Below are 21510 nucleotides of genomic sequence, written 5' to 3' on the forward strand. Positions count from 1 at the left end.
TAAGCGAGGTATCGTAAGCAGACTAGAGGTAGCATCATCTGTCTTAGAGCTATTACAACAAACAAATCTTAAGATGAGCTTAGGAAGCTAAAAAAATAAACATTCAAGCAGTGGTTAATATTTCATGACATTTATAAACAGACCTATTTTGTGATGCTAGCAATTTTCTTATTAGTTTTAGCCGCAGATGCGTTTGCTGCTTCAAACCCCAGTATTGGGCACATCACCTAAGTAACAGAAATATAAAAACCCTTCAGGCTTTTTTTACATAGCCTGAAGGGTTTTTATATTTCAATTGCTTAAATAGTTTATTTGGGTTTATTTCTTATTTCAACGTCATAGTATCTGTTTCTGCGTCAATTATCTGCTGTACAAAATGGGCGAACTTATCAATAAGCTGACTCATTTCGCGCTCAAGACTTTGGTGGACACTCATTAAATGAGTAAATCCATGTGGTACGCCAAGGACGGTATGAGTCTGGACGGTGATGCCATAATCATGTAGCTGCTTGGCATAAACCAGCGCTTCGTCGCGTAAAATATCCAATTCAGCAGCCACGATATAGCTTGGGCACATTTTTGTATTATCACCACACATCGGTGAGATAAGTGCGTGTGGTTGCGTTAAAGAACAGTCTTGCAGATAAGCGGCATGAAACACGGCAACATCATCATACGTCAGCATTAATCCTTGACCGTACAACTTCCAGCTTGGATAGTCGGTTCCGATATCCGTAATCGGGTACAACAAGAGTTGTGCTAGTGGGAGCGGCAAATTCTGTAGTTGCTGGAAAATATCAATGGTGAAGTCATCAAGCGTATTCATATATTGCTGTTTATCAGAGGATTGACTAACAGTGGCATTGCTTACCTGCTGCGCGACCAATGCCGCAAGACCACCGCCCGAGCTATCACCCGCTAAAACGATACGAGATGATGATGCGCCAATGGTAGGAGCATGCTTAGCCAACCAAGTATAAGCCTCGAGACAATCTCTAATAGCGGTAGGAGCAGGGTGTTCAGGTGCTAGGCGGTAGTCAACACTGACAACTGCCCAGCTGGTTTGGGCACAAACGACATGACAAAATTCATGATCTGTATTCACATCACCGACACAGAATCCGCCGCCATGAAAAAATAACATCACTATTTTTTCAGGGTTATCGCCACTTTGTTTAGGATTTTGAGTAATGCTGGACCCTGCTTGATAACAGCGAATAATCATATCACCACCATCCGCGTTAGCAATCACCTTGTCTTGCCAGCTCACTGAGTTGCTATTTTCTTTATTATTCTTATTTTTGTTTTTAGAGTTGTCGTCAGCATTTATTTGCTGCCATACGCTTGGAGATTGCAGAGCGACCATCTCGGTTGCAAATTTTTGCCGTAACTCTACTAATTGGGTGATTTGTATAGGCGGCTTAAGCTTATAGTTTAACCCTATAATGAGTCTCATATGCGCATCAGCATTAGGGTATTGCTCAGTCGTAGGCGCCTTTAGATAGTGATTGAGTCGCTCCAAAAGCGGTGTTGGCAATTCGCCTAACCCCTTTAGAAAATAATGCAAGACGTGTCGCTGATTGCTACGGTTAAGCGCAGTGGTTTCTACTGTTTTTATTGCTTTTGTTAGCAATGCATTTAGCGATGGTATAGGCAAGACTTCCATAAGTCCCCTCATTTAATCAAAATTAGCATTGGCTTGCATCTTATAGTCAGTCTTTTATGCATAAAACACAATGTATTTAAAATCATTAGAAAGAAATACATAATCAACAGACTTTCGAGCGTAATTGATTAAGGGCGTCAAAGACATTAATAATGATACGGGATTTAGTCGTTCGACGAGTGATGATATGGTTAATAGAAACTTTGGTCGATACAATCGATTCAATAGTGTTTTAACTAATATCAATATCTAATCAAGTTAAATATAGCTAGAATTAAGAAGCTCGCTGTTGCTTTTAATCGCACTAGCGTAGTTGGTACATAAGAATCTGCATGCTAAATAACAGTAAGGAATGTCTGCGTAGTATATAAGTTCGTCTTATTAAATTGGATGTGTGCTTTTCATAGAGAGAGAGTAATAATCATGCCTACATTTAAAACTTCTATCATTCATAAAATACTAATTTTAAGCTTATCGCTCGGGCTGACCTTCTCAGCGGTTGCGGCAGATTTTTCACCAACTCAAACGTTGGCGGAGCAAGGAGTTGCTGATTCTCAATATCGCCTTGGTTTTAAATACTATATCGGCAAAGGCGTTGAGCAAGATTATGCCAAGGCATTCGAATGGTATTTAAAGGCTGCTAATCAAGGTAATGTTGAGGCTCAAAATAATCTTGGCGAACTATACGATAAAGGCAAAGGTGTTGAGCAGGATTCGGCTAAAGCTTTTGAGTGGTATCTGAAAGCAGCAGAGAAGGGCAATGCTAAAGGGCAGTTCAATGTTGGTGCTCTTTATCACAAAGGTGAAGGGGTCGAGCAGAGTGATAGCAAAGCCATAGAATGGTACTCAAAATCTGCTTCTCAAGGGAATGAAGGCGCTAAAAATAACTTACAGCTCCTAAACCTTAATAAAGAAAATAGACCTCAAAACCCAGCTAAAACGATTGAATGGCTAACCAAAGCCGCTAACGAAGGTGATGCGAATGCTCAGTTTGAACTTGGGGTTTTGTATCATGAAGGTGATGGAGTAACACAAGATTATAGCAAAGCTGTTGAATGGCTCACCAAAGCGGCTGATCAAGGACAAGTAAAAGCCCAGTACGTTCTCGGAGCTATGTACTACTTTGGCAGAGGGGTTGAGCAAGATTATACCAAGGCTAGGGAGTGGTGGCAGCAATCAGCCGATCAAGGTTATGACGAAGCTCAGTACAACCTTGGGGTTATGTACAGTCATGGCGAAGGCGTTGCTCAAAGCCATAGCAAAGCGTTTGAGTGGTATCAAAAAGCGGCCAAACAAGGACAAGTCGATGCTCAAAATAATCTTGGGGTCATGTATGAAAATGGCAGCGGCATTACTAAGGATTATGTGAAAGCGTTTGAATGGTATCAAAAGTCTGCGTCTCAAGGCTTATCTGAAGCCCAATACAATCTGGCATGGATGTTTGAGAATGGCTATGGTGTAAAGAAAGATTATAAGCAAGCGTTTAACTGGTATCTCAAAGCGGCTAAGCAAGGTGATGCCATGGCAGCATATGTCATCGGTACGATGTACAACTATGGTAGAGGTGTGGCGCAAGATAAATCTCAAGCCGATATATGGTTAAATCAAGCTTGTGGGAATGGGGTAGAAATGAGCTGCAATCAGTAACAGCTGCTTTTTCGAGAACACTTAATTAATAAAGCGTTTCGCATATCCGCTGTATCTAGGCAAAATCTTTATCATTATGAGCGTCTGTATTATTAAGGATAAGCCATGACTGTCTCTATGCTGAAAACGATTGTTATCCATACAATGATGATACTAGCTTTATGGTTTGGACTAGCTGTGCCAGTCATAGCTTCAGACTTTGCAACCACTAAGCTGAAAGCGGAACAAGGGTATGCTGATGCCCAGTACCGCCTTGCGCTAATGTACGACTATAGCGAGGAAGTAGAGCAAGATTATTCTCAAGCCTTTAAGTGGTACCAAAGGTCTGCTAATCAAGGATATGCAAACGCGCAATATAATCTTGGTTGGATGTATAAAAACGCTCATGGTATGCCAGAAGATAATACAAAGGCGGTTGAGTGGTATTTGAGAGCCGCCAACCAAGGTTATGCGTCGGCTCAAGCCACGCTTGGTTCAATGTACTATAGTGGTAAAGGGGTTGCTCAAAGTTATGCCAAAGCCCTTGAGTGGTATTCGAAGGCTGCCAACCAAGGAAACGCAGTCGGTCAGTATAATATGGGAATAAGCTATTACCAGGGGCTGGCCTTACCTCAAAACTATGAGAAGGCTGTCGAATGGTATCAAAAAGCTGCGGATCAAGGTCTGTCAGACGCACAATATAATCTAGGTCTTATGTTTGAGGAAGGAGAAGGGGTCAGTCAAGATTATAACAAGGCGCTGAAGTGGTACCGAGACGCTGCAGATCAAGATGATGCCGATGCTCAGTATCGCCTTGGGGTCATGTATGAAGCAGGAAAAGGCGTTGCTAAGGACAAAGTCGAAGCACAAGAGTGGTATCAAATCGCTTGTAATAACGATTATGCAAAAGGCTGCAAAGCCTATGATAGGCTAAATGCGAAAGAGCTGCGCCGTCATTAAGGTTTTTTAATCAAGATATATCCCGTCCAAAATGGCTAACAGACGTCTTCAGCAGTGTATATCTAGCTTGTCTAACAGCAAGGCACTCTTTTCCATTGATCCTCTACACGTTTAAGGGTGTCGTCGTTAAAGCGCGCCAGTTGCTTATGCGGATAACGTGTTGCATAGCCTAAAACCGCCTCCAATGTTTTATTACGTACAAACTTTTTGCTTTGTGGATCATAGAGCCAGTAAATGTATTTGTCACTATGGTCGCCTTCTGCGACGTTCAACACTAGATCAAAATAGCCGTCGTAGTTCATGTCCACGTATCTGGTACTGTGCGCCGCGGCTTCAAAACCCGTTAACTTCTGCACAACTTTATTCGTATCTTTATTGATGACATCCACTTGAGTAATGGTAGAACCATACCAACGATCATTGTTAAAGCCATAATATTTAAAAACAAACTGTGGGCAGGTTTTAATAGGAATCGCTGGGGAAAAAGTGGTTTTTTTGATTGTCGCTTCGCCCTCTGGATAGTGAATGATTGTCCCTACTAATGTATTGTTACGCAGATTTAGGGTGCCATCGATGGCATATTCTGGTGGCGCTTCTAAACCAATCTCTGGGTCATATGATTTTAGGGTGATATTTAATCCTTTCTGAAAACCCTCGACTGAAACGCCGCCATCTTTGTTTAGATAAAATAACGTGCCATGAGGGTTCCATATCCCTGAATATATCGTTAATAAGAATTTTCCGTCATCTGAACGCCAATCACGCTCGGCATAAGTGGTGACGCCCGTGATTAGCTTGACAGGTTTTTTCATAGCAGAGTTGGTTGTCAAAGTGGTTTTTACAGGGGTAGCTGCTTGTGTGCTAGGTACAGTATTAACTAATAGCGCTGGCAATATGAAGCAGCTTAAATAACTTTTGAAAGTCATATATTGGCATTTTGATCGAAGTTCTAACATAGCCTATTTCCTTATAAAGCGTTTGTGTGGTTATACGTCTGCACCTTATTTATCGATTGAACGAAATCCACATATCGTGCGCACCTTCCTTGTTTGTACTTTTATTTTAATAAGTGAACGATTTTTTGATTATAACTATGTTTGAATAGATACATCATTCTTATGCTATTCCGTATAGAAGCATGATGCTTTTTACCAAATATGTATTATTTAAGAGATAGAGAAATTATTTCAAGTCTCAAAATTCAATTGATAAACCCCTTAAAGCTATCTGCACGCTACTTTCTTATCTGACTTATTGATACAAACAGTCTCGTCATTAATAGTAGCAACTTCTGCTATACCCTCGTAGAAGTTAAAATAGGTTGCACCCATATAGTTGACGCTATAACGTTGAACGTTACTATCTGCATATTTGAATGGAATGATGGTTTTGTTTGCGCCATTGATAAACCCCCATTTACCACCTTTGAGTACGCCAGCTAGCCCTTCGCTAAAGGGACGGATTTCATCATAGATGAAGGGTATAGCAACCACACCGGTTTTAGTAATAAACCCCCAGTTCTCGCCCTTTTTAACGCCAGCCAGCCCTTCTGAAAATCCGTAAGGGCCGGCAAAGTTACCGTCGACTCCATCGTATTGAGGGGCAATAACCTCTCTACCATCTTTATCAATAAACCCCCATTTAGACGATTTTGACATGACAGGTGCCATACCCTCGCTAAATGATTCAATGGTTTGGTATTTATCGCTAAAGGGAAGGATAACTTTGTTGTTGATATCAATAATGCCAAATTTCCCACCCTTAGATACTAATATACGCCCATCTGCTACTGGCTCTGACCATGTCTCATCATATTTATCATCAGGATCTCTCATGACATCGTAAACGGTTGGAATAACCAATTTACCTGTATTATTCATATAGCCGACTTTATTATTCTTCAAAACGGCAAATATACCGTCTTCCCAATACCAAGCATCTACATCGTCATAACCTTTTAAACTGGCAACGACTTTACCTTGCTTATCCAATATGGCTTGTGGTTTATAGTGGTTATCAAAAGCAATAAAATATGATTTATCTGATGTGCATTGAATTTCTGCATAATTTGATTTTGGGGGCTTACAATCCTCTTCATTAGCTTGAGCAGGGAGGGCAGAGGTGACAAAGGTTAATGCAGTAGCCAATGGCAGCATACGAATACAGAAAGAGGTCATGATTTACTATCCTTGTAATTATGTTTGTATCAGGGCTAGATTGGTGGAGTAAGCTAAATATTGGGTATGTTCATTTATTCTACATAAGTAGGATAGTTATTAAAATTCTTTCTAGTAATCAATGAACATAAGCTGGTACGCTCAATTCAAATATTTCAACTTACGCTATCATCCCAAGCACGTATCGGTGCCCAATAAATAATGAGATGAACTTATGATCGAAAAAATTTTAAAACTGCGCCTTTTATATGGTCAGTTGCTGGGCTGTGAGCAAAGGCTTAAATTCTGATGCTCCAATGAAATACTCTGGCGTTGAATGGTTGGGGGAATTGAATGACAAGGAGAATGCCTTACCGCTTTAATATCCGCGGCTGTTACGGACAATATTGACGTGTGTGACTCGGTGAAGCCTAAGTAGACAGTAATAAAAAAAGTTAAGCGAATTTTTTTGCTTAATAACTATGAAAATAAACAAAGGGACTTAATTTATGAAAGTAATTACCGTAGCAGCCTTACTTGCTTCAATGGCAGTAACCACTATCGCCCAAGCTGAGGTCTATAAATGGCAAGATGAGTTATGCGATATAAAAGGAAGTTTTGACAGTAAAAAATGCACCGCCAAGCAAATCAAAAATTCCCACTTCGTACTAGAAGGCTTAACAAGAACAAATCTAAATAGCTTTTTTCCACCTATGGATATTGATACGCTAGACAAGTTATCTATGAAAGATATAGATACGCTTACCAAAGAATATAAACAAGTTAAAAGTAATGTCGAACGACTTGACGTAGTTCCTGAAGCAAAAGGGTATAAACAAGATCTAGTTAAGTCTATTGATGGAGAATATGAGCAAAATAAATTAACTATCTAAAAGCGAAAGAGGACTCCGCCCGACGTTAGGGTGGAGATGAATTTCGCCTAGTCGTTATTATATATTCATACAAGTTATCTACTAAAACAAGCTATACTAAAATTTAGAATTTGTATTACATCAAAGAAAAAGAATTGGCGTTATGAAAATTAACAAAGCGTACAAGTTTAGGCTTGAGCCTAACGCGGAGCAAGAGATTATTCTAAATAATCTTGTCGGCTCTGCACGCTTTGTTTGGAACCAAATGCTAGCAATCTCATTTGAGATGTTTGCCAAAAATGAATTTATTAATGCCACCAACTTGGTTAATAAAATCATGGATCTAAAGAACAATCCTGATTTTGCTTTCTTAAAAACCAGCGCTAATGCAGTGTCCTTACAGCAAAAAGTACGTGATCTCGCCTCTGCTTGGTCACGATTTTTTGACTCTAAAGCTCATGCTAGGCTTAAAGAAAATAAAAAGAAACCTCGTAAACCCAAGTTCTTTAAGCTAAGCGATGGCACAGAGATTAAACTACGACCACTGATGCCAAGATTTAAGCGCAAATCCGATGGACGGGATTCAATCAGGCTTGTTCAGTTTGATAAATATTGCCGTATTGAGGGCAACCGCGTCAAACTACCAAACGGTGTTGGTTTGGTGACGTTTAGAAAATCGCAAGACATTATCGGCACCATCAAAAATATCACCATTACTAAAAAATCAGGGCGCTGGTATCTGTCTTTTGGCACTGAGCGTGAACTGACTGAGAATCCGCGTCACCCTGCCACAAGCGCCATTGGCTTGGACATGGGTATCACCAAGCTCATCACCACCTCAAACGGTGAAACCATCCAACCTAAGAACAGCTTTAAAGCCAATCAAATCAAACTGGCTAAATTGCAGCGGCAATTAAGTAAAAAGGTTTTGTTTAGCCAAAACTGGAAAAAGCAAAACCGTAAGATTCAAAAACACCACCATCATATCGCCAATATTCGCCATGACTACTTGCACAAAATCACCACCACAATCAGCAAAAACCACGCCATGATTGCTTGTGAAGATTTAAAAGTCGCCAATATGTCGAAGTCGGCTAGCGGCTCTGTCACTGAGCATGGGCGCAATGTCAAAGCCAAATCAGGATTGAATAAATCCATCTTAGATCAAGGCTGGGGCATGATGGTTGATATGCTTGAGTACAAGCAGCAATGGCAAGGCGGGTTACTCATCAAGGTAAACCCACGCTACACCAGCCAAACCTGCTTTGAATGCAAGCATATTGCGAAAGAGAATAGACGCACTCAAGCCAAGTTTGAGTGCGTTAAATGCGGTTATATTGCGAACGCAGATGTGAATGCAGCTCGTAATATATTATCGGCAGGACATGCCGTTTTGTCTGTGGAGGGAGGATGCAGTAAAGGTCGCCCGTTGAAACAGAAAACTTGTGACGGTCGTGAGAAAGTCGCCTAAGAGCTTATGCTTTTAGAATCCCCCATTTGAGCTTGTCGAAAGTGGTGGGAGTATGTCAACTTGGCTTATCTGAACCCTAGTGAAGCTCTCAAGCAAAGCCCGCAAATGTGTAAAAATTATATTGCACCATTATTGCAGAACGAAGCGGCGTTACAGAACAGATGGAAGCAATTCGTTGAAGAGGAAATTCAGGAGCAATGCCAACATGGTGCTGAGCAATTAAAGTCTTATCGTAAAATTGCAACGACGCGCTATCAAGAAGAAAAAGCCAGTAATCCTTCTAAGTATGCCAAAATAAACTTGGTTACTTTTGGTTTTAGTAACTGCGTGAATAATCAAGGCTATCACGCGGACTCTGAGAAAGTCTTTAAAGATTCTCAAAAACTGAATAAAACATTGTTTGGTAAGAGCTTGACTATGATGTGTGAGGAACCATAAGGTTTCATTTAGGCTTAATAAAAAATAGAGTTAAATATGAAAAAGCAGAAAATAAAATATCGCAAAATACGAGGTATCAACCGCCGTAAGCGTGCTATTGAGCAATGGGGCGCACACCATCAAACATTAGATATTGAAAAATTAAAAGAGACGCATCGAGATTATGTCAAATTTTGGGTGCGTCCGTGGACCGATTTTAGTCTCATCAATAGCGTATATCCTGAGCCAACTGGTGAGCTTAAAGCCTCACTCATTGCCAATCTAATGACAATTTATGAGTCATGGGATGAGCTCTTAAAGCAATTAGAGCAGCCGTATTATTTGCAAACGTGGCTATTTGAAGGCGCGATCAGCCGCTCACAAATCATATGCACTATCCAAGAGCCGATGGACTTTACTAATGTATTTCAGCCAGTAGACGAACAATCTAACGAAGGTATCAAAAGCTCAAGCCATTACAATGAGCAGACGGCTGAAGTCTTAGACCGTTATCAGTGGAAGTTACATCGCTATATACAAGCGTACGACCTAGCCGATCCCTGGGATGCTGCATATATCGAAAGTTTAGATAGCCAGCAATTATTAAGAAAACAAACCATCGGGCAAAAAGAATATCAAATTGCCGAAATCGATAAAGTATGGTTACTCGCATAAGCCAAATTTATCACTAAAAATTCATAATAATAACCACACCATGACTCAAAACAGCACTGCTGCTCTGATCAGCAATCCGCTTCGATGACGCTAGATCTGCTGATTACTGATGCTGCGATTATAGTAGTTTTATGGTGTAGAAGCTAATGCTTTGCCCATGCTTATTATGGTAAAATTCTGCCGGTGAATTTTTATTAAAGGTGTACTTCATAAGCTGTCAGTGCGAGCATAGTTCTTCGACGTGCGTCCCTAAAACAGTCTGCCAAACTATTTTAGTGCTTTGTAATTAGGGGTTTGTTAAGATAAAATGAGCGAAAATTATTGTTTAAATATTCCTCTATAAATTATTTTCGATTTAGGTGCAGACTTTAGCTTGCGCCTATTTTTTAGCTCTCGTTTCGCGCTTTTACGATACCGCCACTAACGTACAAGACTACGCTGATCAGCTTGCTAAAAATTCAGAAACTTATGTTGGTGTAGACAAGGGTGGTAATGAGATGGTTTATCAAAGTCGCGCTTATTCCGCAGTGGACAAAGCTGATTTTTATATCGTCCACCTATCATTTTAGGTAGCAGTCCTGCCACAGGGGCGAGTGCTAGGCTTGTTATTAGCATGTTCTCCATGCAGGTTTTTAGATTAGAACTGTAACGAACGAAGGCATCGCTGATACGGAGTTGTACAAGGGTTTTGTTCAGTGCCGTCAGAACCAACAGTCTACCGCAAGAAGTATTCTAGGTAATAGATATAATGATGATGTGAACAGCGATGTTTATTCTAAATGCCTAAATAAAGACAACTATGATTTTAAATCTAATCCTAAATATAGGCAGTAAAGCCAAGCGCTTACCATCCTCCAAAATTTAATGATTAGCGTTGCACAAGCTAACATAGCGGCGCCAAAGATTAGACCACAAAAAAAGCACCGAGCCTCAAGGGTTTGGTGCTTTTTTTTAGCTCAGTAATTTTTTCTAGTTGAAAGCTAGCATTTTATTTACAGCAATTCTTTACGCAGCTGGGCAGGGGACTTTGGCGACAATAAGCCAGGTGCCACGTCGAGCACGGTTTTTGCACCAGTTTCGCCAGCTAAGTTCATCTTATAGGCGGCACGGGCGTAGGCCACTAGCACGCTGGCGGTAAACTCAGGATTACTGCCAAGCTTTAATGAAAACTCCAACACTTGGTTGTTCTGCTCATTATCGATGCCGCTGACTCCACTGCGAATGACGAAGCCGCCGTGGGGCATTTTTTGGTGCTCACGCTCAAAAGTTTGTTGGTCGATAAAGTGTATCACGGTGTCGTAATCGGCAAAGTAATCCGGCATGGTCACGATGGTGTTGCGCACGGCATCGGCATCAGCGCCATCTGCCAACACAATATAGCATTCGCGGGTGTGCTTCTCGCGTGTGCTGAGTGTGGGCTGCTCGCCGCCCCGTACCCGTGCCATGGCTGGTTCCGAGGGAATGGTATATTGCACCCCAGACTTAACACCATCCACACGGCGTACCGCATCCGAGTGTCCTTGGCTCAAGCCTTTGCCCCAGAAGGTGTAGGTTTCGCCGACTGGTAAAATGGCTTCACCGTATAAACGGTTGATAGAGAATAAACCAGGATCCCAACCTACAGACAACATGGCTACTTTGCCCGCTTTCTTAGCAGGTGCATCAAGTGCTTCGAAGTACTCAGGAATTTTCGCGTGAGTATCGAAGCTGTCGACGATATTAAATAAGCCGGCGAACGCTGGGCCTTGCTTAGGTAAATCAGACTTGGAGCCACCACATAAAATAAGCACGTCTATGTCATCTTTGTATTGTGCAATATCGTCCATGGCGTAAACGGGCACGCTATCGTCAATCAGGGTGACGGAGGTGGGATCTCGGCGGCTGAATACACAAACTAACTGCATATCTGAACTTTGCTTGATGGCGGCTTGGGCGCCGCGGCCTAGGTTGCCGTAACCGGCGATAGCGACTCTAATTGCTGGTATCATTATTATATTAGCCTTACGTTGGTGTAGCGGACAGTCAGTTACTGCTAGTGTGATACGTATCGAGTGATACCTGTTGTGCAATAAGGGTTTGCAGTAAGCTGCACTGTAATTAAGTGATGATCTATACAAATAGCACTTATTTTAGATGATTACTATCACAAGTGATAGCTTACTTTGCCTATTTGAATCCATCTATAAAAGACTACTGATTTAATCCACCTACAAATCAGTTGTTGCTATCATTATTGGCATAAAATAAAACCGAAATCAAGAAAGTCAGTAAACACTGGGATTATAGCTGTTTACTTATTTCCTACCATAAAACTAAAATTGATATTCAGTCACCATTGCTGGTTAGGCTGACTACAACATGCTGGAAAATCTAATCGTAAGCACGACTGCTAATATAAAAATTATACCGATTATCCATAATGACTGTAAGAAAAATTTTCTATCATCCATAATCAATCGCCTTATATTCTTTTTATTGAATATACACGTTAATTATCTTCTGTTGTAAAAAAATTACTCCAAATATCACTATTGAGGACACTTATCTATATTTAATCCTTTCGAGATTAGAAGCTTACCATAATGAGTCTGGTATCTGTTACAGGGTTTAAACGGTTTATGAATGCTGTCTTTGTCGTTTCATCAATATAAATCACTTACCTGATGTCGCTCTATCATTGATAAACGCTCACCAACAAACCAATCTGGGAAAAGCACAATCCCCATACCTTTGAGTGCAGATACCATAAAGATTCTGCATTATTGGACATCAATAAAGCGGGCACTAAGAATGGCGTCCAATATTCACTTTCTGTTTTAAAAAGCCAACTACTGACCCCTGTTGAGCCTTTGTATACTAGGCATTTATGGTGGGTCAGATCTGCTGGCGATTATAGTTTACTATGCGTGCTTATGTACACTGGAGAGGCAGCAAGATGATAGGTTTGCTTGCCGTTTCATCTCATCTTGCACATAAAAACCAAGTTTGCTTTGTTCAATATTTTCATCTTGACGATAGACGCCTTTTTTGGACAGGTTTTGAAGACAAAAGAGACTGTATTTTATTTCCTTTTAGGTAGAAGTGAGTAACTGGTGCAAATTAAAGAATAGGAGTATTAAATATCGACAATAGTGATAAAAACAATGATTATTGTTATCACTAATAATTTACAATAAGAGGTTTTATAGAAGGGTTAGAGTTGATGAGTCAGGGTATTTATGTTGGTTATAGATAGAGATTATAGAAAACGGACTATAGTTAAGGGGCTAGAAAAGAAAGGTATCAAAAAATGAATGATTATCAAAATCAAATCTATATAAGTAGATTATAAGATAAATGACACCTAGGGCGTGTCATCAATTAAGCCAAATTACACAAGAAACTAAGTGAATCGCACTAAGGAAATGACTGGCTAACTTATCATAACGAGTGGCAATCGCACGGTACTGCTTGATCTTGGCAAAGAAATTCTCGATCAGATGCCGTGCTTGATAGAGCTCTTTATCCAAGTCTCTTGGCTGCAGTCGGTGACACTTAGGTGGTATGACTGCATGGCCTTGTACCGCTTTAATCGGTTCAATAACGCGGGCATCACATCGTAAGCTCTATCAGCAAGCCATGTTTGGCTAATACTGACATCAAGCAGTTCATCTGAGCCACATAGATCATGAGCTGCGCCACCCGTTAGATAAAAGCCAGTAGGATTGCCTAGCGCATCTGTACGAGTATGTATTTTAGTGGTCAGTCCACCTTTGCTGCGTCCAATGGCTTGATCCCTTTTTTTCCAGCACTGTGCTGATGGGCCTTAACAATCGTGGCATCTAGCATGGCATATTCATCATCTGATTGTTCGGACAGCTGATTAAACACCTGCTTCCATACGCCTTTTTTTGACCAGCGGCTAAAACGAGTATGAATCACTCTGAAGTCGCCAAAGCGTTCAGGTAGGTCACGCCAAGGGATGCCGGTCTTATAGCGGTAAAGAACTGCTTCTACGAACAAGCGGTTATCCTTTGCAGTAACACCAACGTCACTTGGTTGACCTGGCAGGAGGTCTTTAATTCTCTCCCATTGGTCATCACGCAGGGCATGTCGTCTTGTCATAATAGTTGAGCTCAGTTTGCTATATATAGAATTAGTATCGCTTATTCTAAAATAACGGTGCTATTTGATGACACGCCCTAATATATTGCCAGTTATTTGCCATGAACTGCAGTGTTCTAATAAGTTTTCTTGTATGATGCTGCCATCTTAAAAATCAGTATGTTGGCTTGAAAGTGAGTCCGGTCTAATTTGAAAATTCACTATTTTATATTACTAATATCAATACGTTTATGACGTTAATTGAGCAACAAAAGATGGTTAAAGGTTATATTTATGAGCAGAGACACACGTCAATCCACCAACAATCAACGCTATTTTACGGTATGGAGATGGCATTTTTATGCAGGCATATTTATCGCCCCTTTTTTAATCATTTTAGCGTGTACCGCGCTTGGTATGTTACTTATAGCCAATACGGCAGGTCGGGATAATGACCGTTTGACCATCGATATCTCGGAATCAACTATTCAAGCACCAATTGCTACCCAAGCCAAAAATGCGCTTAATACCCTACCTAATAGTACACTTGTTAAATACATTGCACCGCGCGATATTGATACGGTCGCCTTGTTTCAAATCAAGTCGGAAGAACATGACAATATGGTAGCGGTCAATCCTTACACTGCTGATGTCGTTGTAAGCAATCCGACCAATAGTAATTTGTACTATACCTTTGATAGCATCCATAGTGACTTGTTATTAGGCAAATTCGGTGACTATATCCAAGAAACCACGGCTTCTTTAACCGTTTTAATGATTTTAACAGGCTGGTATTTATGGTGGCAGAAACGTAGATCGCTTAAAGCCATGTTGGTTCCTGATAACAACACTCAACAGCAGCAAAAACGTGCTTTTTTCCGTACCATTCACGCGACCTTAGGCAGTTGGATATCGATTTTGCTGCTGTTTTTCTGTATTTCAGGAATGGCATGGGCAGGCGTTTGGGGCGAGCGAATCGTGCAGGCATGGAGTCAGTTTCCTGCAGGTAAGTGGGGCGTCGCGCCCATGCCCATTTCTATTGACCATAGTCAACATAACGCCACTATAAATGAGTCTGCTCCAGAACCGCACGTTCATGGTGCCACCCCTGTCGTTGCACCAACACACGGCAGTGCATTGAGTGCTGGTAAGACTAAGGATGTACCTTGGGTATTGGAGTTAACACCGATGCCGCTGTCAGGTACAACTAAGGGTGAGGACGGTATCGCGGCCAACATACCAATTATGATTGACACTGTCGATCGATTTGCTCGTGAGATTGGTATTGTAGGGCGTTATCAGCTGAATCTACCACAAGGCGATGCAGGAGTTTGGACGATTAGCCAAGACTCTATGAGCTACGATATGAAAAGTCCAATGGCTGATCGTACTGTCCATATTGACCGCTATTCGGGTAAAGTATTGGCTGATATCCGTTTTGATGATTACAATAATTTTGGTAAGTTTATGGCGGCGGGTGCGGCTATTCATATGGGTACACTTGGTTTGTGGAGTGTGCTGGCTAACGTTTTATTTTGCTTATCTGTTATTGCTATTTGTATGAGCGGTTATGTGATGTGGTGGCAACGCCGTCCTCGTCAAGCTAGCGATATGATTGAACTAAATCCACCAGCGCGTGGTCAGGTTCTTTCTATATGGTGGCCGTTTGCTATTCCGTTACTCATTGTGGCCGTCATATTCCCAACCGCAATCATCGCTATTATCATCATTGGATTATTAGATTTGTTGTTAATATCGCGCTTTTCATTCCTACAAAAGCTATTAAAATAAACGATGATAGTCAGTCAATAATTTCGGTGCTCAACGGGGCGACTTTTAGAGAGTCGCCCCTTTTTTGCTATTGTAATATATTTTAATTCTAGTGAGAGCCACTCTAACATAGCGATTGTATCAGCATTGGCATGCTGTCCCTCTTCAGTATTTAGCTCAATTAATCTTCCTCTTTCATCATCAGCAAACGGTCAGCATGCTCAAAATAACCGTTATCATGACTGATAATAAACAGCGTCTTACCCATGGCTTTTAGTTGAGGAATAAGCATTTGCTTATTGTCGAGTCGTTATTTACCAAGTTCCGTTCTACTCTACAGTTTCTTTAGCATAACTTATCACTAGGAAGACTTATCCTGCTGTTGGCGGCTTCAACACTGTGCTTTGTCATGAAGATGTATATTTATTTTAGCGCTTTGAAAGCCAGGTATTTGATATTGCTTGGGAAAATCGCGTTCGTGTTATGAATATCAGTGGGTTATAAGCTTTGATAACAGAGACTTTCGCAGCATCTCTAACGAATATAGAACAAAACCATCTACATTGAGATACGGAATATAAAACCATACTAACTTACTATTAAGTGTAAATAAACTTCAATAATAGAGATTATAAATTATGTCAAATAAGTCTACTAATAACGATAAAATAGAGAGCGCTTTAGAGTCTCTCGAAAATACAGCAGTTACGCCTTCAAATGATGGAGTAATAGGTGTTGAGGTTTTAAAAGGTGATACTGTTGTGTATGAAGATGGCGATTTTGATGATTATAATGCCGAGAAAAATATCGAATCTGAAAAAGAAGATAAGTCTGAAAAAGAAGATAAGTCTGATAAAGAAGATAAGTCTGAAAAAGAAGATAAGTCTGAAAAAGAAGATAAGTCTGATAAAGAAGATAAGTCTGATAAAGAAGATAAGTATGGCATGACGATCACTAATATCTATCAATGGGTTTCTAAGCTCAAAGATGACCTTACATCTGATAAAGGCAATAAATCTGATTCTAATGAAAAGGATTCATCTGATAAAGAAACCAGTAATAGTGTGACAATATCGCATATTTATCAATGGGCGTCTAAACTCAAAGATGACTTTACTTCTGAAGCGTCTACTATGGCGCATGAAGTTTCTGAAAAAGCGGTAGCTATCATGCTTAAACGACTTTTAGACACTGTAGACGCTGAACTAGAAGCTTTTGATAAAAAAGGTGAGGATTCCGAGGAACTGTCTGCCAATGCAGAAGAGGAACGCGAGAAAATCGTAGCTAAGAAAGATAAATACCAAGGTATGATTGACCAACTCCAAAGTTAATCATCACTTTAAATCTTTAATATTACTGCTCCAATTATAGTGTTTTACAGGCAAAAAATCCCCAGTTGTTAAACTGGGGATTTTTTATCTAATAAGTATAACAGCCGTCAGTTCTTTATAAATGAGTGTAGTGGTCAACTGTTTATACAACTATTAAGGTGTTTCGATTAGGGCGTACCTCACTTGGACTATCTATTTAAACCCATAATCTAGCTCGCAGGCTACCTAAAATACACTGAAGTGGCAAACCCACTCTTAGTATCCTGTTATTAGTCTATAGACAGTTACAAGACTCAATCTAATATTTTATTACTATTTGCCAGCGAGAAGCCAGCATGTCTAATCTAACGTTAACGATTAATCAGCAGTATTATGAGTTTGATAATCTTGACCCGCGAACGACATTGCTGGATCTATGTCGTCATCATTTACATATCACTGGACCAAAAAAAGGCTGCGATCATGGGCAGTGTGGCGCTTGTACTATGCTTATTAATGGGCGACGAATCAACTCTTGTTTGACATTAGCGGTCATGCACGATGGTGATGAGATTACAACCATTGAAGGTATCGGACTACCTGAATCACTATCAGAACTGCAACAGGCCTTTAAAGATCATGATGCGTTTCAATGTGGCTATTGTACGCCGGGACAGATTTGTTCAGCGACCGCATTGATAGAAGAAATAAAGCAGCAGTGGTCAAGTCATGTGACTACTGACTTGCAAAATCCTGATGGACTGTTAGTACAAGAAATTGCTGAGCGCATGAGTGGCAATATCTGTCGTTGTTCAGCGTATCCTAATATTATCAGAGCCATCTCACAGGTGCTCGAAAAGCAAGTATCAAATTCATCTTCGATGACCGACGATGCGCCTAATAATAGCGCAGCCGATGTAGCTATTAGCGGTATTTGGTCACCGCCGCCGAGCGAGGCACAAATTGGCAATCAGTCAGTAGTAAAGCCAACTGCCTATGCCGCCAATGCTGAAGGAGGCCGTTCATGAAACGCTTTGAATATATCCGCGCCCTTGAACCGCAACAAGCTGTGATGTTTGCCACGCCTAAAGACGCTTCATTTATAGCCGGTGGCACCAATTTATTGGACTTAATGAAGATCGAGATTGAGACTCCTCAAAAATTGGTTGATATTACGCGCTTAGAGCTGCAACAAATAGAGATTACCGCTGATGGTGGGTTACGCATTGGCACGCTTGTGACGAATAGTGATTTGGCCGCGCACTCAGCAATTACGGCAGGTTACCCTGTATTGGCTCGCGCGATGCTAGCAGGAGCGTCAGGGCAGTTACGAAATAAAGCGACCACAGGCGGCAATCTATTACAACGCACCCGTTGTTACTACTTTTATCAGCCGGATGGTCCCTGTAATAAACGCAATCCTGGTTCTGGCTGTCCAGCTATCAATGGTGAAAATCGCCCACTTGCCATCTTAGGAACGAGTGACGATTGTATTGCCCAGCACCCATCAGATATGGCGATAGCGATGCGCTTACTCGATGCCACCATTGAGACGCTCCAAGCAGACGGCACCTCGCGTCAGATTCCGATTAAAGACTTCTATTGCTTGCCAAAAGATACGCCAAATATTGAAACTGTTTTAGAGACAGGAGAGCTGATTACTCATATTGTTCTCCCAGCGCCCATTAAAGGCATGCACACTTATGACAAAGTCCGTGATCGCGCCTCTTACGCCTTTGCTTTAGTGTCATGCGCTGCAGTAATCAATGTTAATAATCAGAGAGAATTAGAAACGGTACGTTTGGCATTTGGTGGTATTGGCACTAAGCCTTGGCGTAATGAAGCGGTTGAGGCGCTATTAACGGGCACAGATGGTAACCTTGATATTATTTCACAAGCGGCTGATTTATTATTAAAGGATGCCAATGGTAGTGGTCAAAACGACTTTAAGATACCGCTGACGCGTCGCTTGTTAAAACAAGTTATTGAGCGCGCACTAACGGGCAAGGAAGCATAATCATGTCACTATTGGACTCAGTATTGCCATCAGAACCCACAAAAAAATTGACCATGGATAACCCAGTTAATACTCTTTTTGATAAGACTGCCAGTCAATTGGTTGGTAAACCTATCAACCGTGTAGACGGCTCCTTGAAAGTTAGTGGACAAGCGACTTATAGCGCAGAATTTTATATTGAAGGACAGGTTTACGGCGTCTTAGTTGGTGCGACCATTGCTAAGGGCAAGGTTAAGCACATCGATAGTCGTGCAGTAGAGGCGATTCCAGGCATTATTAAAGTGGTCACTGATCCCAAGCATTTTTTGCGTAACGCTCAGCAAGGTGGAGAGAAAAAAGCACCCACTCAAGGAGTCGCTGAGATTTTCTACTATGGTCAGCCAATAGCTGCCGTGATCGCTGAAACCTTTGAAGCGGCTACTGAAGGCGCAAAAGCTCTTAAGGTGACTTATAAAGACGAAACAGAAGATGCTGTGATAGATTTTAGCTCAGCATTGAAAAATGCGCATCCGGTTGATGAAAAGAAAGGCTCGGACAAGAATCATAAACAGGGCAGCCCAGAGCAAGGACTTAAAGAGTCTGAGATTTCGTTTGATCAGATTTATCATACGCCAAGCCAGAGTAATTCGCCCATGGAGCCACATGCCACCTTGGCTTATTGGGAGGGTGAGAGGTTAATCATGTATACCTCCAACCAGATGTTATCCTCTTGCAAACAACAAGTGGCGGATGCCTTAAATTTGGATCCAGATAATGTGCAACTGATTGCTCGTTATGTTGGTGGCGGTTTTGGCAGTAAACTTGGTATTGCCCCTGAATCGATTGCTGCAGCAATTTCGGCAAAAGAGCTAAAGCGTCCGGTGTTGATTGTGATGACTCGTCCGCAAGTCATGGAAACCACCATAAGGCGCTCTAATACGCGTCAACGTATCGGCATTGGCTGCGATAAAGAAGGTATCATTAATACGTTTATTCATAATACTATCACCAGCAATTTACCGGGTGAGAGCTTCTTTGAGCCTGCAGCGCTGTCTACTCACTATCTATACCGCGGTGAAAATCGTCAGGTCGACTATCAGATGGTTGATGTCAATAAAGTCCTATCAGGTTCTATGCGCGCCCCTGGGGAGGCAGTCGGATTAATTGCTGTTGAATGTGCCATGGACGAGTTGGCCATTCAATTAGATATGGATCCTATAGAGCTACGCCGCCGTAATGAGCCCCAACAAGACCCTAGTCAAGAGATACCTTTTTCAACTCGGCAGCTGATTGCCTGTATGGAAAAAGGGGCTGAGCAGTTTGGTTGGGAGAAGCGCAATAAGATGCCTGCTAAGTGCTTAGAAGGAGACTGGTGGAAGGGTATCGGTATGGCTGCCGCTGCCCGTGGTAATCAGTTAAAGCTTTCTGAAGCACGAGCAACCCTACAAAGCGATGCCTCAAAAATGCTTGGGGTCAAAGCTATTATTGAGACTGATATGACCGATATTGGTACGGGCTCTTATACCGTATTTACCCAAATTGCTGCTGACCTATTGGGTCTACCGGTTGATCATATTGAGATGAAGCTTGGTGATACAAGTCTGCCGCCTGCCGTTGGTTCAGGCGGTAGCATGGGTGCGGCAAGCTCAGGTAGCAGTATTTATCTGGCTTGTCAGCAATTGCGTGAAATGCTGGCAGACAAAGTCGGACTATATTCAGATACCATCGAACTAAATAACGGGCAGATCAGGAAAATAGGACAGCATGAATCGACAGTAACAGAGACTATCATTGAATCTGGTAAGGATGCCGCCACCGAGCTTGTAGAGAAGTTAGCAGAAAAGACGAGCGTGTCTCTCCCTGAATCTTTATTGGAACGCTTGCCAGAGAAACAGACGGCTAAACAAAGCAGATATGATTTTAGTAGCCATAAAAGTTATTCACTAGCCGATATTATTGCGCAATATGACGACCAAAAGTTAAGTGCCAAAGGCGCAATTAAGCCGGGTAAAAATGAAAAAACCCATCGCCAAGCCTCCTACGGTGCCAATTTTGCGGAAGTCGCTGTACACCGAGTAACTGGTGAGATTCGAGTCAAGCGTATGACGGGAGTATTTGCCGCAGGGCGTATCCTCAATCAAAAAACCGCTACTTCACAGTGCTATGGCGGTATGGTTTTTGGCATAGGTTCAGCTTTGATGGAAGAGGTTATTCATGATAAGCATGACGGGCGCTTGTGTAATCATGACCTCTCTGAATACCATATTCCTGTTAATGCTGACGTACCGCAATTGGATGTTATTTTGCTAGAAGAAGATGATCGTTATACCAATCCGATGCATATCAAAGGGATTGGTGAAACGGCAATTTCAGGCGCTGCAGCAGCGATTGCAAATGCTATCTATAATGCGGTCGGTATCCGGGTTCGAGACTTTCCGATTACTCTAGATAAGCTTATTGAGCAACTGCCAGATTGATTCTTATCAAATACTGTTTTGCTAAAAAAAC

15 protein-coding genes and 1 pseudogene are annotated in these 21510 nt (G+C 41.5%); 11 read left to right on the forward strand and 5 right to left on the reverse strand.

The genetic code is table 11. From position 1 onward, the window contains the following. Nucleotides 1-325 precede the first annotated feature (325 nt). Nucleotides 326-1666, reverse strand: coding sequence for an alpha/beta hydrolase (locus FQ084_RS08155; RefSeq protein WP_149490126.1), 1341 nt, complete (start codon nt 1664-1666; stop codon nt 326-328). 423 nt (nt 1667-2089) lie between these two features. Here FQ084_RS08155 and FQ084_RS08160 point away from each other — a divergent pair, with 423 nt between their 5' ends. Beyond that, on the forward strand, nt 2090-3313 hold the full coding sequence (locus tag FQ084_RS08160) for an SEL1-like repeat protein (protein ID WP_188032924.1): 1224 nt from the start codon (nt 2090-2092) through the stop codon (nt 3311-3313). Nucleotides 3314-3418: 105 nt separating this feature from the next. After that, nucleotides 3419-4252: a tetratricopeptide repeat protein gene (locus FQ084_RS08165; protein ID WP_149490128.1), complete on the forward strand. Its 834-nt coding sequence runs from the start codon at nt 3419-3421 to the stop codon at nt 4250-4252. 71 nt (nt 4253-4323) lie between these two features. Here the strand turns inward: FQ084_RS08165 and FQ084_RS08170 are convergent, their stop codons facing one another. Both FQ084_RS08170 and FQ084_RS08175 read right to left on the reverse strand, forming a co-directional pair. Next, nucleotides 4324-5178, reverse strand: a complete 855-nt coding sequence (locus tag FQ084_RS08170) for an XAC2610-related protein (RefSeq protein ID WP_149490129.1) — start codon at nt 5176-5178, stop codon at nt 4324-4326. Nucleotides 5179-5475: 297 nt separating this feature from the next. Then, entirely contained in the window at nt 5476-6429 is a 954-nt protein-coding gene (locus FQ084_RS08175; RefSeq protein ID WP_149490130.1) for a WG repeat-containing protein, read from the reverse strand. Between the two features lie 488 nt (nt 6430-6917). Between FQ084_RS08175 and FQ084_RS08180 the strand changes: the two genes are divergently transcribed. The 4 genes from FQ084_RS08180 (at nt 6918) to FQ084_RS08195 (ending at nt 9843) form a co-directional block, all read left to right on the forward strand. After that, on the forward strand, nt 6918-7301 hold the full coding sequence (locus FQ084_RS08180; RefSeq protein ID WP_149490131.1) for a hypothetical protein: 384 nt from the start codon (nt 6918-6920) through the stop codon (nt 7299-7301). Nucleotides 7302-7443: 142 nt separating this feature from the next. Then, nucleotides 7444-8751 (forward strand): RNA-guided endonuclease InsQ/TnpB family protein, encoded by a 1308-nt coding sequence (locus FQ084_RS08185; RefSeq protein ID WP_149490132.1) that lies wholly within the window; start codon nt 7444-7446, stop codon nt 8749-8751. Between the two features lie 105 nt (nt 8752-8856). Then, entirely contained in the window at nt 8857-9189 is a 333-nt protein-coding gene (locus FQ084_RS08190; protein ID WP_149490133.1) for a hypothetical protein, read from the forward strand. A gap of 36 nt (nt 9190-9225) precedes the next feature. Next, entirely contained in the window at nt 9226-9843 is a 618-nt protein-coding gene (locus FQ084_RS08195) for a hypothetical protein (protein ID WP_149490134.1), read from the forward strand. A gap of 992 nt (nt 9844-10835) precedes the next feature. Here the strand turns inward: FQ084_RS08195 and FQ084_RS08205 are convergent. Beyond that, entirely contained in the window at nt 10836-11831 is a 996-nt protein-coding gene (locus FQ084_RS08205) for a diaminopimelate dehydrogenase (RefSeq protein ID WP_149490218.1), read from the reverse strand. A 1368-nt stretch (nt 11832-13199) separates the two neighbouring features. Further along, nucleotides 13200-13947 (reverse strand): annotated as a pseudogene (locus FQ084_RS08215) (IS5 family transposase). Between the two features lie 273 nt (nt 13948-14220). On the opposite strand from FQ084_RS08215, the gene FQ084_RS08220 reads away from it, so the two are divergent. From FQ084_RS08220 to FQ084_RS08245, 5 genes are all read left to right on the forward strand, one after another. Next, a complete protein-coding gene (locus FQ084_RS08220) occupies nt 14221-15717 on the forward strand; it encodes a PepSY-associated TM helix domain-containing protein (protein WP_149490135.1) in 1497 nt (498 codons plus the stop codon). A 617-nt stretch (nt 15718-16334) separates the two neighbouring features. Beyond that, entirely contained in the window at nt 16335-17027 is a 693-nt protein-coding gene (locus FQ084_RS08230; RefSeq protein WP_149490136.1) for a hypothetical protein, read from the forward strand. Between the two features lie 335 nt (nt 17028-17362). Further along, nucleotides 17363-18034 (forward strand): 2Fe-2S iron-sulfur cluster-binding protein, encoded by a 672-nt coding sequence (locus FQ084_RS08235; RefSeq protein ID WP_149490137.1) that lies wholly within the window; start codon nt 17363-17365, stop codon nt 18032-18034. Next, complete coding sequence (locus FQ084_RS08240; protein WP_149490138.1) at nt 18031-19023, forward strand: FAD binding domain-containing protein; 993 nt, start codon at nt 18031-18033, stop codon at nt 19021-19023. The genes FQ084_RS08235 and FQ084_RS08240 overlap by 4 nt, the downstream gene beginning before the upstream one ends. A 2-nt stretch (nt 19024-19025) precedes the next feature. Beyond that, nucleotides 19026-21479 carry a xanthine dehydrogenase family protein molybdopterin-binding subunit gene (locus tag FQ084_RS08245; RefSeq protein ID WP_149490139.1) on the forward strand — a complete coding sequence of 818 codons (2454 nt, stop codon included), beginning with the start codon at nt 19026-19028 and terminating at the stop codon, nt 21477-21479. Nucleotides 21480-21510: the final 31 nt, after the last annotated feature.

The organism is Psychrobacter sp. ANT_WB68, assembly GCF_008369115.1.
GTDB lineage: Bacteria > Pseudomonadota > Gammaproteobacteria > Pseudomonadales > Moraxellaceae > Psychrobacter.

Excerpts from the sequence above, each read along its gene's own strand:
- FQ084_RS08240 (WP_149490138.1), top strand. The coding sequence starts at position 18,031 with ATGAAACGCTTTGAATATATCCGCGCCCTTGAACCGCAACAAGCTGTG.
- FQ084_RS08195 (WP_149490134.1), top strand. The coding sequence starts at position 9,226 with ATGAAAAAGCAGAAAATAAAATATCGCAAAATACGAGGTATCAACCGC.
- FQ084_RS08180 (WP_149490131.1), top strand. The coding sequence starts at position 6,918 with ATGAAAGTAATTACCGTAGCAGCCTTACTTGCTTCAATGGCAGTAACC.
- FQ084_RS08230 (WP_149490136.1), top strand. The coding sequence starts at position 16,335 with ATGTCAAATAAGTCTACTAATAACGATAAAATAGAGAGCGCTTTAGAG.
- FQ084_RS08245 (WP_149490139.1), top strand. The coding sequence starts at position 19,026 with ATGTCACTATTGGACTCAGTATTGCCATCAGAACCCACAAAAAAATTG.
- FQ084_RS08235 (WP_149490137.1), top strand. The coding sequence starts at position 17,363 with ATGTCTAATCTAACGTTAACGATTAATCAGCAGTATTATGAGTTTGAT.
- FQ084_RS08220 (WP_149490135.1), top strand. The coding sequence starts at position 14,221 with ATGAGCAGAGACACACGTCAATCCACCAACAATCAACGCTATTTTACG.
- FQ084_RS08175 (WP_149490130.1), bottom strand. The coding sequence starts at position 6,429 with ATGACCTCTTTCTGTATTCGTATGCTGCCATTGGCTACTGCATTAACC.
- FQ084_RS08205 (WP_149490218.1), bottom strand. The coding sequence starts at position 11,831 with ATGATACCAGCAATTAGAGTCGCTATCGCCGGTTACGGCAACCTAGGC.
- FQ084_RS08185 (WP_149490132.1), top strand. The coding sequence starts at position 7,444 with ATGAAAATTAACAAAGCGTACAAGTTTAGGCTTGAGCCTAACGCGGAG.
- FQ084_RS08165 (WP_149490128.1), top strand. The coding sequence starts at position 3,419 with ATGACTGTCTCTATGCTGAAAACGATTGTTATCCATACAATGATGATA.
- FQ084_RS08155 (WP_149490126.1), bottom strand. The coding sequence starts at position 1,666 with ATGGAAGTCTTGCCTATACCATCGCTAAATGCATTGCTAACAAAAGCA.
- FQ084_RS08190 (WP_149490133.1), top strand. The coding sequence starts at position 8,857 with ATGTGTAAAAATTATATTGCACCATTATTGCAGAACGAAGCGGCGTTA.
- FQ084_RS08160 (WP_188032924.1), top strand. The coding sequence starts at position 2,090 with ATGCCTACATTTAAAACTTCTATCATTCATAAAATACTAATTTTAAGC.
- FQ084_RS08170 (WP_149490129.1), bottom strand. The coding sequence starts at position 5,178 with ATGACTTTCAAAAGTTATTTAAGCTGCTTCATATTGCCAGCGCTATTA.